The organism is Coleofasciculaceae cyanobacterium, from assembly GCA_036703275.1.
GTDB lineage: Bacteria > Cyanobacteriota > Cyanobacteriia > Cyanobacteriales > Xenococcaceae > Waterburya.
The window spans coordinates 57,171-73,347 of sequence record DATNPK010000021.1 but is presented as its reverse complement, the minus strand read 5'-3'; the positions used below and the strand labels follow the sequence as shown (position 1 = coordinate 73,347).

Annotated in this window: 18 protein-coding genes; 10 read left to right on the top strand and 8 right to left on the bottom strand. The window is 38.4% G+C overall.

Annotation, left to right across the window (positions count from 1 at the left end; all coding sequences use genetic code 11):
- Positions 1–96 precede the first annotated feature (96 nt).
- The 4 genes from V6C71_04630 to V6C71_04615 form a co-directional block, all read right to left on the bottom strand.
- Positions 97–489 (bottom strand): DUF4345 family protein, encoded by a 393-nt coding sequence (locus V6C71_04630; protein ID HEY9767780.1) that lies wholly within the window; start codon positions 487–489, stop codon positions 97–99.
- 202 nt (positions 490–691) lie between these two features.
- Positions 692–1,003, bottom strand: coding sequence for a hypothetical protein (locus V6C71_04625; protein ID HEY9767779.1), 312 nt, complete (start codon positions 1,001–1,003; stop codon positions 692–694).
- A gap of 2 nt (positions 1,004–1,005) precedes the next feature.
- Complete coding sequence (locus V6C71_04620) at positions 1,006–1,899, bottom strand: zinc metalloprotease HtpX (protein ID HEY9767778.1); 894 nt, start codon at positions 1,897–1,899, stop codon at positions 1,006–1,008.
- 163 nt (positions 1,900–2,062) lie between these two features.
- Positions 2,063–3,391 carry a phospholipase D-like domain-containing protein gene (locus V6C71_04615; protein ID HEY9767777.1) on the bottom strand — a complete coding sequence of 443 codons (1,329 nt, stop codon included), beginning with the start codon at positions 3,389–3,391 and terminating at the stop codon, positions 2,063–2,065.
- A 331-nt stretch (positions 3,392–3,722) separates the two neighbouring features.
- Here V6C71_04615 and V6C71_04610 point away from each other — a divergent pair, with 331 nt between their 5' ends.
- Positions 3,723–4,919 carry an MFS transporter gene (locus V6C71_04610; GenBank protein HEY9767776.1) on the top strand — a complete coding sequence of 399 codons (1,197 nt, stop codon included), beginning with the start codon at positions 3,723–3,725 and terminating at the stop codon, positions 4,917–4,919.
- Between the two features lie 86 nt (positions 4,920–5,005).
- On the opposite strand, the gene V6C71_04605 is transcribed toward V6C71_04610, so the two are convergent.
- Complete coding sequence (locus tag V6C71_04605; GenBank protein ID HEY9767775.1) at positions 5,006–5,944, bottom strand: ion channel; 939 nt, start codon at positions 5,942–5,944, stop codon at positions 5,006–5,008.
- Positions 5,945–6,082: 138 nt separating this feature from the next.
- On the opposite strand from V6C71_04605, the gene V6C71_04600 reads away from it, so the two are divergent.
- A complete protein-coding gene (locus tag V6C71_04600) occupies positions 6,083–6,472 on the top strand; it encodes a hypothetical protein (protein ID HEY9767774.1) in 390 nt (129 codons plus the stop codon).
- A 167-nt stretch (positions 6,473–6,639) separates the two neighbouring features.
- Here the strand turns inward: V6C71_04600 and V6C71_04595 are convergent, their stop codons facing one another.
- Positions 6,640–7,221: a DUF3611 family protein gene (locus V6C71_04595; GenBank protein ID HEY9767773.1), complete on the bottom strand. Its 582-nt coding sequence runs from the start codon at positions 7,219–7,221 to the stop codon at positions 6,640–6,642.
- 428 nt (positions 7,222–7,649) lie between these two features.
- Between V6C71_04595 and V6C71_04590 the strand changes: the two genes are divergently transcribed.
- The 5 genes from V6C71_04590 to arfB all read left to right on the top strand — a co-directional run bounded on the left by V6C71_04590 (position 7,650) and on the right by arfB (position 11,409).
- Positions 7,650–9,065 (top strand): CHASE3 domain-containing protein, encoded by a 1,416-nt coding sequence (locus tag V6C71_04590; GenBank protein ID HEY9767772.1) that lies wholly within the window; start codon positions 7,650–7,652, stop codon positions 9,063–9,065.
- A 132-nt stretch (positions 9,066–9,197) separates the two neighbouring features.
- Positions 9,198–9,386 (top strand): hypothetical protein, encoded by a 189-nt coding sequence (locus V6C71_04585; GenBank protein HEY9767771.1) that lies wholly within the window; start codon positions 9,198–9,200, stop codon positions 9,384–9,386.
- A 93-nt stretch (positions 9,387–9,479) separates the two neighbouring features.
- The gene (locus V6C71_04580) at positions 9,480–10,283 is read left to right on the top strand and encodes a class I SAM-dependent methyltransferase (GenBank protein HEY9767770.1); all 804 of its coding nucleotides are present in this window, start codon (positions 9,480–9,482) and stop codon (positions 10,281–10,283) included.
- A gap of 17 nt (positions 10,284–10,300) precedes the next feature.
- Complete coding sequence (locus V6C71_04575; protein ID HEY9767769.1) at positions 10,301–10,984, top strand: HAD family phosphatase; 684 nt, start codon at positions 10,301–10,303, stop codon at positions 10,982–10,984.
- A gap of 5 nt (positions 10,985–10,989) precedes the next feature.
- A complete protein-coding gene (gene arfB / locus V6C71_04570) occupies positions 10,990–11,409 on the top strand; it encodes an alternative ribosome rescue aminoacyl-tRNA hydrolase ArfB (GenBank protein ID HEY9767768.1) in 420 nt (139 codons plus the stop codon).
- 30 nt (positions 11,410–11,439) lie between these two features.
- Here the strand turns inward: arfB and rimM are convergent, their stop codons facing one another.
- Complete coding sequence (gene rimM / locus V6C71_04565; GenBank protein ID HEY9767767.1) at positions 11,440–12,096, bottom strand: ribosome maturation factor RimM; 657 nt, start codon at positions 12,094–12,096, stop codon at positions 11,440–11,442.
- A 195-nt stretch (positions 12,097–12,291) separates the two neighbouring features.
- Positions 12,292–13,566 (bottom strand): valine--pyruvate transaminase, encoded by a 1,275-nt coding sequence (locus V6C71_04560; GenBank protein HEY9767766.1) that lies wholly within the window; start codon positions 13,564–13,566, stop codon positions 12,292–12,294.
- Between the two features lie 423 nt (positions 13,567–13,989).
- On the opposite strand from V6C71_04560, the gene V6C71_04555 reads away from it, so the two are divergent.
- The 3 genes from V6C71_04555 to V6C71_04545 all read left to right on the top strand — a co-directional run bounded on the left by V6C71_04555 (position 13,990) and on the right by V6C71_04545 (position 16,174).
- Entirely contained in the window at positions 13,990–15,099 is a 1,110-nt protein-coding gene (locus V6C71_04555; GenBank protein ID HEY9767765.1) for an RRXRR domain-containing protein, read from the top strand.
- 110 nt (positions 15,100–15,209) lie between these two features.
- Positions 15,210–15,632: a DUF29 domain-containing protein gene (locus V6C71_04550; protein HEY9767764.1), complete on the top strand. Its 423-nt coding sequence runs from the start codon at positions 15,210–15,212 to the stop codon at positions 15,630–15,632.
- Between the two features lie 26 nt (positions 15,633–15,658).
- Positions 15,659–16,174, top strand: a complete 516-nt coding sequence (locus V6C71_04545; GenBank protein ID HEY9767763.1) for a hypothetical protein — start codon at positions 15,659–15,661, stop codon at positions 16,172–16,174.
- Positions 16,175–16,177: the final 3 nt, after the last annotated feature.

Sequence of the window (16,177 nt, the reverse complement as noted above, 5' to 3'; positions counted from 1 at the left end):
TGTGTAATTCAAATATTTGATAAATTTAAGATGAAGCTAGTTATCTAAAATCTCGTGATTAAAAATCTCGTTAATTTCAGCAGTATATAAATTAAACTATATACAACAAAAGCAATCGCCTTTGATGGCATTATGCTTAGTTGAAAGTTGTTTTAAGGCAATAATATTTCCGCCTAATAATAGCATTGCACCTAAAATCGCTTCGGTAAAGACACCACCAACGTTTTTAAGAGAAAAACTGCGATCGATAAATAAAGATAACAAACGTGCGATCGCAGCTATCACGGAAGCAATACCCACGGTAGTAAAGGCAACGGGCGATTGCAACCATAGACAAGCGATACCCAAACCTAAAAAGAATGAGCCTAAAGTTGCTCTCATCTCAGAAATTCCTTCGGCAGATATTGGCTTTAGTCCAACAAAAGCAGCAGCTAGCTGAGGGAAGGCAAAACCAAAAACACCGAGTAACACGAAGAACCCAGCACTAATATTGGGTGCAATTCAATAGACTTCTTGCATAAATCGTTATTAACTACTTTACTAAGAGGTAAAAGGGAAAAAGTATTCATCTATTATTCATGCAAGAAGTCTAATATAGATCTGACATGGGTTAATACTCTAATAAAATCAAACAAAACAAAAAGCGCGAGGTTTATTGTGTAAAGGCACTTTCGCGCTATTAACTAAGGTCTTATTTGCCTTGTAAGTTTTTTAGAAATAGCCGCTCACTGTCTGGTAAATCTTCTGCTGATTTGGCTTTTTCTGCTAAATTATCAAGCTTTTTGCCTGCGTGTTCTTTAGCGTCATCTATAAGCTGTTCGCCGTTTTCAGATTCACCGAATTGTTCTTTAGAACCATTCTCTTTGACTACTTCTGAAGCGGCTTGTTGAGCAGAATCAGGAGAATTGGTTTTGACCGTATCAGCTAGGGCAAAATTGGACGTAAAAATGATCGCCACATAAAAAAAAGCGATCGCCATTAATTGAACTAAGTTGAATTTCATAATTAATTAGATTGATTAGAGGCATTGGTATAAGTTTGTTGTTGTCGAGCTATTTCCTGTAGCTGTCTGACGCGTTCTTCTGTAGGGGGATGTGTCCGAAACAGAGATTGTAAACCACTGCCCGAAAAAGGATTAATAATTAATACAGGTTCAAAAGCAGGATTGCCGTTCATGGGTATTTTTTTACCGATTGATTCGAGTTTTTGTAAAGCGCTAGCTAAAGCCAAAGGATTACCTGTAATCTCGGCTGAACCTCGATCGGCGGCGAACTCACGAGTACGAGAAATTGCCATCTGAATTAAAGATGCCGAAATAGGTGCCAAGACAACTAAAATCAAAACGCCAAGTGGATTACTACCCTGACGGCTATCTCGATTAACTGGACCATACAACGCACCGAAGGAAAGTATTCTACCTAAAAAGGTTACTGCACCACCAAGAGTACCAGCCACTGCTTGGGTTAGAGTATCTCGGTTTCTAATGTGAGTTAGTTCGTGCGCAATCACCCCCGCCAGCTCATCTTTATCTAGGATTTGCATAATTCCTTCAGTCACTGCTAGCGCAGCATGATCGGGATTTCTACCTGTGGCAAAAGCGTTAGGTGTTTGGGTAGGGACAACGCACAGTTGAGGCATCGGTAAATCTGCCTTTTTTACTAAGTTGGCAACCATGTCGTATAGTTCTGGTGCTTGTTCTCGAGTAACGAGTTGCGCTTTATAGGCAGCTAAAGCAGCTTTGTCGGAATAAAACCAAGAGCCAAAGCTGGTTATTGCAGCAAAGATTAAACCCATCAAAGCTCCTTGACCATTTCCTGTTGCCCAGTAGCCACCCAAAACTAATAGTCCGCTCATTAAACCCAAAAGGACAGCGGTTTTAATTTGACCACCTTTAAACATAAGATTTGATAAACTTAGATTCAATAATTTTCTTGATAAATGTATTAAAGATTAACCGCCAGCTTCTATGTATCTGGCTTTAGCTATATATATTGCCTAAATTGACAAAAAAACAAAACTCTATTCCACTTCTTTAAAAGCTAAAAATTGTTCTAGAGAAAATTTATAGTTGCCGCTCGAAGAAATCAACCACATTACCTACAATACGGTGTTTAAATAGGGATCGCTTTTTCCACTCTGCATAAGTTACACGTTTACTTTGAGCAAAGCCTTTTTCAAAAGTATTTTTAATGCCTTCGATTAACTTTGGTTGGGCAGTGCATATATCTAGTTCCTCATTGTGGATAAAGCTGCGAGGGTCAAAGTTGGCACTACCTGTAGTTGCCCAAATATCATCAATCAACAGCAACTTGGCATGGGTCATACTGGGCTGATATTCATAAATTTCGACATTACCTTGAAGCAACTTGTCATAGTGTTCATAAGAAGCATAGTAAACAAGTTTCTTATCACTACGATCGCTGGTAGTAAGTATGCGAACATCTACACCATCTTGTTTTGCTGCCACCAAAATATCGATTGAATTTTGGTCGGGTAAAAAATAAGGGCTAGCTAGCCAAATACGCTTTCTAGCGCAGATAATACTGTTGTATTTAAAAGCTTGAATTGGAGAGAAGCTGATTCTCGGGTTAGCACCAGGTATTACTAGCATCAAATGTTGTCGATCTTGCTCTTGCTGCAATTTATCCCCAGCACTCTTAAAAGTTTGAAACTTTAGCTGACTTAAATCTGCTGTACCATTGCCAAAAGTCCAGTGTTGTGAAAATACTCCTGCCAAAATAGCGATGATTTTACCTTCTAAACGCATTTCGACATCTAACCAAGGCTGGGTATCGTCGTCTTTTTCGACTCCATCCCAGAGATCGGAAATACCCGCACCGCCTACCAAGCCAAATTTGCCATCAATTAGCAAGAGTTTACGGTGAGTACGCCCAGCATAATCTAAAGGGGCGCGCCACTTAAAGGAATTGAACAACGAGACTTTTATTCCTGCACCCCGTAAACGTCGCCAGTATTGATCTGACATATCTTTGCTACCATAATGGTCTATAATCAAGCGTATTTCCACACCGGCCGAAGCTCTTTCAGCTAGAGCAACAGCAAAATCATCGGCTCTTTTGCCAGGAGTCATAAAAAAGGTTTCAAAATCGATTGTCCGTTTTGCCTGACTGATTGCATCTAAGCGAGCCTGTTGAATTGCACTGGCTTCATTCCAAAAATCAGTGACTATACCATCGGTGATAAATGAGTTGGTAATACTAGCTAGGATCAAGGGAAACTGGGGATCGTCTGGTTTGGGTGCGTGCTTAACTTTATAGGCAATGCGATCGCGAAATACACCCCGCAGATAAAAACCGACAAAAATGATCAGGCTAAGGATTAAGAAGGCAATAAACAGCCACCATAAGGCAGATTCAACAAAAGTCGACATAAGATAATAAAATACGCTCTTTAAGTTGGCTATGAATAAGAGATAACTGAAAGATCATCAGTTTGGTTGAGGATGGGAATCTGGCTTTTATGGCTTAAGCGGGTTTTAAATTTTTTTAAATTGATGTTGTTGATTAAATATTAAACATTGTTGTTTCTGAATATCTTGAAACAGCAAATATAGTTTATTAAATGATTGTTAGGGAAAATGGCACATCTAACTGAAGTTATACATTTTTAAATTGATCTTTTTGGCAAGATAAAGGTTGAGCAATACAGTTTAGCTTTTTTGAAGCAAATTATCGCCCATTCGCCCAAATTAAAATTAACTGATGCCTAAAAATATTAATTCTGCTTCTGTGATTATTAAGGCTACTCTACTATTAACTAGCACTCTCACAGTAATGTCGGGAGCTACTATTGCTCCATCTCTGCCTGCGATGCAGGAGTATTTTGCTGTTGTAGAAAATTCTGAACTTTTAGTTCGTTTAGTGCTAACTCTTCCAGCTTTGTTTATTGCCTTTGGCGGGTTGTTTGCAGGTCAATTGGTCGATCGCATCGGACGCAAACCATTACTAATTGCTTCAACTTTAATATATGGAATAGCTGGTGCTTCGGGATTTGTCTTAAATTCTCTCTGGACTATCTTAATTGGTCGTGCCTTGCTGGGTTTAGCCGTAGCAGGAATCATGACAGGAGTTACGACTTTAATTGCCGATTATTATCTGGGACAAAAAAGAGCTGACTTTATGGGGTTGCAGGCAGCCTTTATGGGTTTAGGAGGAGTGGTGTTTCTTTCTGTCGGTGGCTTTATTGCCGATCTTAACTGGCGTTTTCCTTTTTTGATTTATTGGTCAGCTTGGCCGATTATGCTGGCGATCGCAACTACGCTTTTTGAACCAAATCGCCAGGTAAATAATCAAAATAAAGATTCGTTGAAAGTCAATCAATCTAATATGCCTATCGGCGTATTGGCAATGATCTATGGTGTGGCTTTATTTTATATGGTGGCATTTTATCTTATTCCCGTACAGCTGCCGTTTTATCTCAAAAATTTGAGTAATGCTAGTGCTTCTGCTTCGGGTTTGGCGATCGCAGCTTTTACCCTAGCTAGTTCGATTGCATCTTTGAGATATGGCTCGATTAAACAGCGTTTGGGCTTTGTCAGTATTGTAGTTGCTGCTTTTGCGATCGCAGCTATGGGTTATGTAATTATTGGTTTTGCTGGTAGCTATAACCTGGTTTTGCTTGGCTTAATTGTTGCAGGTTTGGGCTTTGGCTTATTGATGCCCAATCTTAACGTCTGGCTTGCTAGTATTATTCCTGACTCGCTTCGGGGTAGGGCTTTGGGCGGCTTGACTACTTTCTTTTTCTTGGGGCAATTTTTATCTCCCGTTGTTTCCCAACCTGTAACTAACTCGGTAGGATTGGATAACACTTATATTTTTACAGGAGTTGCTTTACTAGTGGTTGCTTTAATCTTTTTTGGCTTTAAAAAGTCGATTAAATCCTGGTGTCAAAGCTGTTAAAGGCGCGTTTGACAGAAATAAGAACGTACTGGTTTATGCGGTTATTAGTTACAGCGATCGCGCTTTTTTCTAATTGATGACAAGCCCTAGCTGCCAATTGCCTCTTCACGATCGGCGATGGGAATTGCATCATGAAAATTGCTGTAGTCCACGTAAAAATGACCTTCAGGAGTCGGATGAATCACATCGGCAAAGCGATGATGCCATAAAATATCATTCGCACCATAATAGTAAGGTGCATGAAGAGGCTGAGATACGGTTTCGTCTATTCCGCTTAAAGATACTATCAACATCGCTTTAGTTTGAGCTAAAGATTCTGGAGTTGCACCCCACAGGGGACTATTTTGATTAATTGGGTGCATTACTGTCCAACTGAGAGTAAATCTTGGTGTTTGATTGCGTAATAATTTGAGCAAGTGAAACCGACGCATATGTTTGCCTTCGGCACTAATTTCATCCCGCATTAAATAAACTCGTATTTGCGCCTCAATAATTTGATTGCGACGTTTGTTGGCTGTCCTCAACATTAGCGTGGGAATACCGTTATATTGAGAAATAGTTGCTACTTGGCTAAACATTACCTTGGCTGTAGGCTGGGAAAACTTGGTAAATGCTAGTCCTGTAATCATGGCAATTCCTACTACTCCCACAAATGCCTCAATTGTGACGAGGATATTGGCATAGGTAGTAGTGGGATACATCGCGCCATAACCAATTGAAGCTAAAGTCTGGACGCTAAAGAAGAAAGCATCGCTAAATGAACCAGATGCAGCATTCTCGATACAGTTTCCTCCTAGTAAATAGCCAACGGCAAAAAGAGCATTTACCGCGATATACGATAAGACACTAAGCACAAAAAATCCCCACCAGGGAATAGTTAGCAGTAAATAGTAAGGTTCTTGCCAGTAAGTATACCAAGCATCTCGATGAGGAAATTCATAACGTCCCTGACGAAAATCAATCCGAAATTTACCAGCACGACGATCTTTGTAAGGTATAGAAGCGCGATCGCCTTTATTTTTCATTGTTCCAGAATTATAATGGCTCGTGGCAAGATCTTCCAAAAAACGCTAGATTAAGGTTGTCTCCTGGCGTTCTATAGCTTATAGGCTAACAGTATTCAGTCGATCAATCTGTAAATTTAATGACCCCATAGTTGAGCCATGAATAATAAAGTAAATCAAAGATTATTGGCTTTTAGTAGCTTGATTATAGTTTTCTTTATCTCTGGATTTTTAAGAGACGCTGCTACTAAAGTTGTCACAAATCGGTTCAATGAGCGGCACTTTGATCGAACTCCTCAAGACGATTGGGATTGGGAGTGTAACCGTAGTGTTGCTGATTCATATGAGCGACAAAAAATTTACCCTAGAGAAAGGGAATACTCTCAGCATCAAGAATTTCATAGATATGAAAGACATTTTCAACACCAATTTTATCATCAGCACCTAAGACATTCTCATGGTTTAGTTGAGGTTCAAGCTGGTAGCAAAGATGGACATTCCTTTTTCCACGAAAAACGCCTCTACAAATACGACTATATTAATGATTGAACAAAGAGATTCTTCTTGCCTAAATGGGCTTTGCTGATTTTTAGCCACTGGAAAAATTTGAATTTATGCTTAGTTTATTAGATAGAATGACTTTTGTACGGGCAAGAAACTACCTGCCTTGACCCTTGTTTGCCAACCGATAAAGCAACACAAATCAAGAGAATTATTTAAACCTCTTCTTTGGAAATCCAGCTAAGCAATCCTAACGAGTTGGCACTACCAAAGAAATGCGCGCCCAAAATATTAAACTGCGCCAGATTCAACAGCAAGTCAGCGATTCTAACCACCTGTTCTCGTTCATAGACAGCAACTCCTTGGGGTTTGGCGATCGCTTTTGCTATTAGAGAGATCAAGCTAATTTCTGAGGCGATAAGCGCTAAAAGTAGTCCAATAGAACTTACTAGTAAACCAATTCGCAGTACTTTAATAATTTCGATTCTAGTTGGTTGCGCATCAGTCTCGACTCGTTGCAACTTTTTAGCTAGCTGATTATAACGCCAGTCCCAATAAACTCTAAATCCTAAAGCAATCAGGCTAAACATGGCAATAAAGATGCCTACTCCACCTCCTAAACTAGCACTTTGAGTAGTATTACGACTAAAAGTTACCAGCAACAGTGTAAGTCCTGATATAGCACCTAAAATTAGGTGAATCCAATAGCTAATACGGCTTAATATGCGAAAAGTTTGAGCAAACTTACGTTTACTAGGCAAATGATTTGATTGATCTGATTCTGCTGGTTCATACATGAGGTTTTGTTGTTTAAAAGTTTTAGTTAAGCTACATTAAGAACATTTTATTTTTTATTTTCTCTTACATAAACATTACCTGTTTTGTAACGCCATGAAAGTAATTAAGCAAAAATATTGATTTCAACTCGGGTTTTGTTATTATTCAGCTCATCTTTTCTGTCGGCGATCGCCTGTAATTTTAGACTAAAATTAATAAAATCAAAAAGAGTCAATTCTATTATTATGAATTGCCAAGCTGATGTGCATATTAATTGTATTTAATTGCATATTTCTTGGTTATAAATACTGATTAGAAATAAAGATCTTGTCCCTGCTTCCGCTGTTTTGAACCTAAAAACTTGCACTAAAAATGATGGAAAGCTATAATTAAAGCATAATAAAAACATTAGTTATACTTATCGCCTTTCTTCTTTGACAATTAAAACATGTCCATATTTGCCAAAGAGTTTAAATGGAATCGATTTTGGTCTAGAGTCCCTACAAAATATCGTAGAGCAATTATTATCGCGATTCCTATAGTCTCAATTATACCAGCGATGGTTGGTTGGACTTGGTCGCGACAGGCAAAAGGTAACGCTTATTGGTGGATTAACCATACTCAACAAGTGATTAACGACAGTAATGTTTTGCTGCAATTTGCCATCAATGCAGAAACGGGTTTACGTGGCTATGCTCTTACCCGACAAACTGAGTTTTTAGAGCCATATAATCAAGCTACTCAAGAAATACCTGTTTATCTTGAACAGTTAGAAATATTAATCTCAGACAATAAGCGACAGCAGCAGAATTTACAAAAGCTCGAACAAAATATACAAACCACTTTAAATTCACTGGCACAAAGCTTAAACATTTTAAAATCAGATCCACAGTTAGAAAACAATTCGCAGTTAATTAAAATATACAGCCAAGGTAAAGCCGAAATGGATCGCTTGAGAAACTCAATAGATGTTTTTAAAGACGAAGAATGGAGGTTACTAAATCTTCGGCAACAAAAAATCGCTCAAATTGAACAAGTCAATAATATTTTTCTCGGTATAACTATTGTTAGTGGAGTATTGAGTTATTGGCTAGCAATGAGGCTTTATTATCAATCCGAAACCGAATTAGAAAAGAAAGCGCAAGAAATTAGCCAAACTAATCAAAATTTATCTTTAGCTAATAAGTTATTAGAAGAACGTAATCAAGAATTAAATCAATTTGCTTATGTAGTTTCTCACGACCTCAAAGCACCCTTAAGAGCGATCGCTAATTTATCAGAATGGTTAGAAGAAGATTTACAAGATAAATTAGATGAAAACACGAGTAAACATTTGATTCTTATACGTAGTCGCGTTCAACGCATGACTAGTTTTATTGACGGATTATTAGAATATTCTCGTGCCGGGAGAGTCAATAGTCAAAAAACGATAGTTGATGTCCAAAAACTATTAGACGAAATTATTGATTCTCTTGCCCCTCGACCTGACTTGGTGGTTAAAATTAATGGCAAAATGCCAACTATAGAAACCAAAGCTCTACCCTTACAGCAGGTGTTTAGTAATCTGATTAGCAATGCTATTAAGCATCATCATCGCCAAGATGGTTTAATAACTATTTCTGTCCTAGAAAACCCAGAATATTATCAGTTTTCTGTAGCAGATGATGGAGTTGGTATTGCTCCAGAACATCAAGAAAAAATCTTTATAATTTTTCAAACTTTAACTACTAAAGATAAAACAGAGAACACTGGTATTGGTTTATCTATAGTCAAAAGAATTATTGACAATCAAGGTGAAAAAATTTGGCTAGAATCGCAACCAAATCAAGGAACTACATTTCATTTTACTTGGGCTAAAAATTAGCCTGAGAAATATCAAATTAAGCCAATGATTAAGCCAATAATTGCTGCTATAGCTTTACCAAGTTAAGTTAGGACATAGATTATCGGCTTCATTAGTAGCAAGTAGCATTTTTCAAAATGTCCTGACGTTAATGTGTATTGCTATGAAACTAATAGTGGTTCGGGTAACTTTTCTTACAGCAGTTTTGTACCATTAACTACTGCCAGATTTTCTAATTGCGATCGCGTCGCCGATTTACCAGAATATTGGCAGGATTGTTCAGGAGAACACTTTGGTAAACGAGATAAGACTAACTTTAGGTTATCAATCTTTAATGATTGACATCTAAAATACTTAATGCGACAAGCAAAACTAAGAATAATTGCTTAGACTAGTAAGTATAAAGTTTTATAAGTTTTATTTATTATTAAATTTATGGCTACTGGTCAAGATACTCTGTGGGAAAAGTTTCTCCAGCCCATCTTTGGGTTTTTAGTCGATCGCGAGGCGTTAAAAGAACTTTTGGAGAAGATCGACTGGGATACCCAGAGCGATCGCCTAAGCAACCCTAGTTTAATTTATCCTGAGTATTATAGCTCCCAAAATTTTCATGGCATCAAGGGTGGTTATTTGACTACTGGCGCAGCAGTAACTTACGATCCTGTGACTAAATACGCCTTACCTCCCAACGAAGATTGGAACAGAGAAGCGGTAATCAAAGCGATTACCTGTAATCCCCAGAAAATACTCGATCTTGGCTGTGGCACTGGTTCAACTACCATGATGCTTAAGCAAGCTTTCCCTAAAGCAGATGTCATTGGCTTAGATTTATCGCCGCAAATGTTGGTGATGTCTCAATACAAAGCACAGCAAGCAGGATTAGATATTCAATGGGTTCACGGGATAGCTGAGGCAACTGAGTTTGCCGATGGTGAATTTGATGTTGTAACAGCTTCACTACTGTTTCATGAGGCTCCTCCTTCTATATCCCAAGCGGTATTAAAAGAAGCATATCGTTTACTGAAGCCAGGAGGACAGGTAATCATTCTGGATGGACATCAAAAAACTCTGCGCAATACTATTTGGCTAACAGATATATTTGAAGAACCCTATATTAAAGAGTACGCTGCCGGTAGCGTTGATGCTTGGTTGGGTCAAGCAGGTTTCAATCAAGTCTTAACCGAAGACGTTTGCTGGACAAATCAGCTAAGTACAGGAGTAAAATCGAGCAGTAATTAGTTTGAGATATTTTATATATGAGTCTGAAAGCAGTTTTCTTGGATTTTACTGGTGTAATTATTGATGATGAGGCGATTAAGCAAGAGTTAGTAGCAGATATACTACTCAGTGAAAATTTGCGAGCAGACGAAGACGAATATACTCAATATTGCCGAGGTAGAAGCGATCGCGCCTGCTTAAAAGATATTTTAGCTAAACGCGGTCGTATTTTACCCGACGAATATATTGATAAATTGCTTCAAACCAAAGATCGAGGATATCGACAAAAGATTGACTCCTTAGCCCAATTACCTCTAGCCCCCCATGTAGCTGAATTTTTGACTCAGTTAAAAGAGCAAAACATCGCCGTTGGGTTGGTAACAGGTACAAATCGTTCTCAAGTTGAATATATTTTGGAGAAAGCCGAACTTACTCAATATTTCGATTTAATTATTGCAGGAGACGATTTAGCCGCCAGTAAACCCGAACCCGAACCCTATTTATTAGCAGCTAAAAATCTTAATTTAAAGCCTTCAGAGTGTTTGGCAATTGAAGATAACCCTGTCGGAATCGAAGCAGCCAAACGAGCTAAGATACAGGTGGTGGGAATATCTAATATTTATCCGCTGCATATGTTGCAGCGTCAGGCTAATTGGACAGTAGATGACTTTATGGAAATCGAGCTTGACCGAGTAGATCGAGTTTTGTCTCAAGCTAAATAACCAGAATGTTGAAAATTTCCGAACAAATTATTATTCCTAGTCAGGAGATAGACATAAAAGCCGTTCGTTCTCAAGGGGCTGGTGGTCAAAATGTTAATAAAGTATCTACCGCTATACATTTGCGCTTTGATGTTAGAGCATCATCCTTGCCTGAATTTTACCAAGAAAAGCTGTTAAAAAAACTCAATCAGTCTCAAATTACCAAAGATGGAATAATTATAATTAAAGCGCAGCAGTTTCGTACTCAGCATCAAAATAAAGAAGATGCCTTAAGACGACTGAAAGACTTCATTAGCAGCGCACTAGTCAGAAAGAAGAAAAGACTTCCAACTAAGCCATCTAAAGGTGCAAAAACAAGACGATTAGACAGCAAAACGAAACGAAGTCAGTTAAAAACTTCCAGAAAAAATGTTGATTACGATTGAGTTTTGATTGTTGAGAAACCCTTGAGCTGATTATTCAGTTTCGTGAATATTAATCAACCCGTCGGGAGGAGATATTTCCAGGCGTTGGTTAGCAATATCTACTACTGGAACTATCTCTTTGACGAAAGGAATAAATATGGTTAGGGGTTTGTTCGGTTTTGGTCTGTATTTTTTACGTTTACTACGTCGGCTAATCTGTGAAAGATCCCGTTGAGATTTGACCTTTGTTCCAGACTGCTTGTATAACTCAATTTCTAATAAATCATTTCCCGCTGAGTAAAGATCTATGACTACACCAATGATTTCCTGTGTTTGTCGATCGAAGACTTCCAAGCCTACCAAATCCGAAACATGATATTCACCGGCTTTTAGTTTAGGGCGATCGCGCTTGTCAACTAATAATTTATAATTGCGTAATTCTTCTGCTTGCCTACGATCTTCAATTCCTTCTATTTTAATCACATAGAGGTTTTTTCCTGCTATATATCTACCACCCTGCAACTGCACTTCTTTAAGATCGGATGTATCGGGATGCTGTAGCCAACGAGTACCAGCCTGAGTAAATCGTTCGGGAAAATCAGAATCGGGATATACTCGCAGTTCTCCTTTCAAACCCTGGGGTGAGGTAATTATCCCTACCTCCAACAATTCTTCTGGCTGGTTAACGGTTAATGGTTCATCGTTCATATTTTACGTCTGGTGTGATTAATTATTTTGTTACTTGTCACTTAGCGATCGTCAAAGTCGATTAATCAACGCTAATTTACAATTCATCTTGTTTAACTATCTGCGTTCATCCGTTCTTGATGCAGTCCTTTAGGGCTGCATCGCTGTTCATCTGTGGATAATCTTAAACCGACATACTTTCTGTTTTTGGCAAGGTTATGCTTCTACCAATTGATATACTTTTTCAGTCACTTTCGCTAAACGCTGCATTGCTTCTGCTATTTCCGATTCTGTAGCAGTTAAACTGATCCTTAAACATTGTTGTTTATGTTGCCAGTCTTCTTGTAATCCTGGGAAGAAAGTACTTCCAGGTACAGCAATTACCCCTACCTGCTTGAGTTGCTGATAAAATTCCCAATCTGTCATTGGCAGATCCTTGAGCCATAACCAAGCAAAGATCGCGCCTTCTCCTTGATGCAGAAACCACGGAACATTTGGCATAGCAGCATCGAGGGTATTTTCTAATATTTTTATTTTACGTTGATAGTGAGGACGAATAATATTGGTGGCGATATCGGCTAGTTTACCAGATGAAATTGCTCTGGCTGCGATCGCCTGACCGTATCGAGACGAATGAATACAAGCATTGGTTTGAAAAGATTCTAAGATCTCGATTAATTGAGGATCGCCGATAGCAATACCAATTCTCTCTCCTGGTAATCCTGCTTTCGATAAGCTCATGCAGTGAATAATATTATCGCCAAACTGAGGAGTCATTTCAGTAAAGTTCAAGGCAGGATAAGGTGGTGCATAAGCCGAATCAATCAATACGGGAACATCCTGCTTGGCAGCTAACGCAGCTATTTTCTTTACTTCCTCATCACTAATTACGTTTCCTGTCGGGTTGCAAGGGCGAGAAAAAATGACGCAGCCAGTTTGCTCATTTATTTGCAGTTGACTAAAATCAGGGCGATATTTAAACCGATGTTTATCCTCGTCAATTTCTAATGTAGGTTTGTATGCTAACAAAGCCTCTGGAGTTAGACTGACTCCGCCGTAACCTGTATAGTCGGGACTAAGAGGCAAGACTACCTGTCTTAAATCTCCTGATGCCGTATAGCCACCAAAAGCATTGGCAGCATAAAGATATAGTGCTTGTGAACCGCCTGTGATTAAGATATGGCGATCGCTTAAATTTAAACCATAACGAGCATTAAAATCTTGAACTACCGCCTCAATCAAAGGTGTATAGCCCTGAGATGAGCCATAACGGCAGACTACTTCACCATATTCATCGCTAGCTAATAATTCTTGAGTACAGTCGCGCCATAGCTGCTCAACTTCGGGCAAAATAACTGGATTACCTGCGCTAAGATTGATAAATTCTCTTCCTGCACTATTTCTCAGGGTTTCAATAATGTCTTTCATAATTGCTCTAACTCCCGTTAACTGAGACATCTGCGAACCAAATTGAGATAGAACAAGATTCATTGATAGTTACCTAAAATTAATTAATAAAAAGAACTGTATCGCTTATTTTAACTTGAGTTGATTATTAATCGAGCCTAAAAAGGCGATCGCCATAAATAAACAATGTTTGTTCGCGCCGATAAACTAATAGGTAGATTGTCGATCAAGAAAAGAAATAATTAGTTAAATGCTATCCAAAAAATGACTATTGATACCATTAGATGTCAATAACTACGACCAATCCTTTGGGATATGGTCGCGTGCTGTGACAAAATCCAATTTGTCTGAGAATTGACTAGACCATGAGACTTAATCTGGAACGGACGTACGAGCGTTTTCCTAACTCGTACCTCTCTAAGACTGTTGGATTCAGTCGGGCGTAACGGCAAGACATCCTGATTAAGTTGGTCGAAGGAACAAAAACTCTACGGAGAATTATCTTAAATGAAACAAGAACGAGTACCAGTAGTAGATAAAAACAATGTCCCGCTTATGCCTACCCGTCCTTCTAAAGCTCGGAGATTAGTGCGTGACGGCAAAGCAGTAGGGTTATTTAACCAGCTTGGAGTTTATTATATTCAATTAACTTTTGAGCCTGAGAACAGAAAGACTCAACTAATAGCAGCAGGATTAGATCCTGGAAAAAAGTATGCGGCAGTAGGTGTACAAAGCAGTAGGTTTACTCTGTTTACTGCTCATTTATTTTTACCTTTTGAAACTGTCAAAAAACGAATGGAACAACGTCGAATGATGCGCCGTAGTAGGAGAGGCAGGAGAATCGATCGCTCTATACCTTTTAAATTTCGCGCTCATCGTCAATGCCGATTTAATAACCGCAGACAAAAGAAAGTCGTCCCATCTGTAAAGAGCAATCGTCTTTGGGAAATTCGAGTTATTTCTGAGCTAGCTAAAATTTATCCAATAACTAAAATAGTTTTTGAGTATGTTAAAGCCAAGACAAAGAAAAGGTGTTCTTTCTCGCCAGTCCAAGTGGGGCAAAAGTGGGCAATTAAGCAGCTATCTAAAATTGCGCCTGTTACAACTAAATTTGGTTGGCAAACAGCAAAGCTAAGAGAACATTTCGGCTTACCCAAACAAAAACACTCTAAGGGCGATGCAGTTCCAGAAACCCACAGTCTTGACAGCCTGGTGTTAGCATCTTCGGTATTTAAAGATTACTTACCTTTTGAGAATTCTCAAGGTAGAGGTCATTGCTGGCAGGGACGAGTAAGAATTACACCTTGTCCCTTCTTCGTTATTCGTCGTCCACCAATATCTAGAAGACAGCTTCATCTATTAGTGCCAGCAAAGGGTGGACAAAGACGTAAATATGGTGGCAGTACTACTCCTTTTGATATCCGCAAAGGTGATTTAGTCAGATATAAAGACAAATTAGGCTATTGCTCTGGATATACAGGTAAAAGTATTTCGGTATCAGATGTTAACTGGAAGAGATTAGGTAAATATGTGGCTAACAAAGTCAAGCTAGTAAAACGTTCTACTAATTTAATTTGTAAAAACATAATTGGAGGCGCACGATTCCTCTACGGCTAAAACATAGTTTTATAGCCGCAGTACTAAGAGTGCAAATATTTGATGGTTCTAGTTATTCGTGATTATCAATCGGGAGTTGTCGAACAAATAAATAATTTGAAAGTCATAAAATGATTGAAAAAACTACAAAACAAGAAGAATGGGATGTTTGGCTTGACAAACAAGTTAAATATTTGCGATTACATAAGTTTGATCAGCTAGATCTAGACAATATTGTAGAAGAGTTAGAAGATTTGGGTAGAGAGCAAAGAAACGCTTGTAAAAGTTTTTGCCGTCAAATTATTGTTCATCGCTTACTAATTGATTATTGGCATGAACAAGCACAAACTCGCAACCATTGGCGAGCTGAAGTAGTAAGTTTTCAAAGTGAATTACAAGACAGACTCACAACAAACTATAGAAAATATTTAACAGAAAATCTTCAGCTTATCTACAAACAAAGCAGGAAAATTGTTGAGTACAAAACAGAATTGAGCGATCGCTTTCCTGAAAACTGCCCCTATACAATTGAGCAGATAATTGAAGAAGATTAAAATTTATTTAGTGCAAGAGGCTACTTATGACATTATATTCTGATACTCTCGCCTCCCATAGCTATAGATTTAAAAGGCTAATGCTGGCTTATACTGATACAGAAATTGAACGGATATTACGAAATGCTCGATTATTGTTTGAGAAATTAGATCGAGTATTGGACTCTCCTAACGACGCAACGGAAACCTACCGCATGAGTATTGAAAAATTAGTAGACTTTTATAAAATACAAAAGAATATAACCTCCTTGAAAGCTGACATCGAACGACAGTATACTGAGTTACAAAAGTTACTGGGAAAAATTAAGGCGATCGCGCTAGAAAGAAGGTTATTTTATGTTCTGGTTTTTGATTCTAATATAATGGCTAAACTAAAATCTAAACCATGCGCTCGCTGTAGCAATTTAGTCGATATTCGCTATCGTATAAAAGATCAACAAAAAGGTGACTGGATGTTAGTATGTCCCGACTGTTGGCAACAAGTTAGCCAAGATAATCCTGATTATCGTTATGGTGGTACTTGGAAAGCCAAGAAAAAATAATCT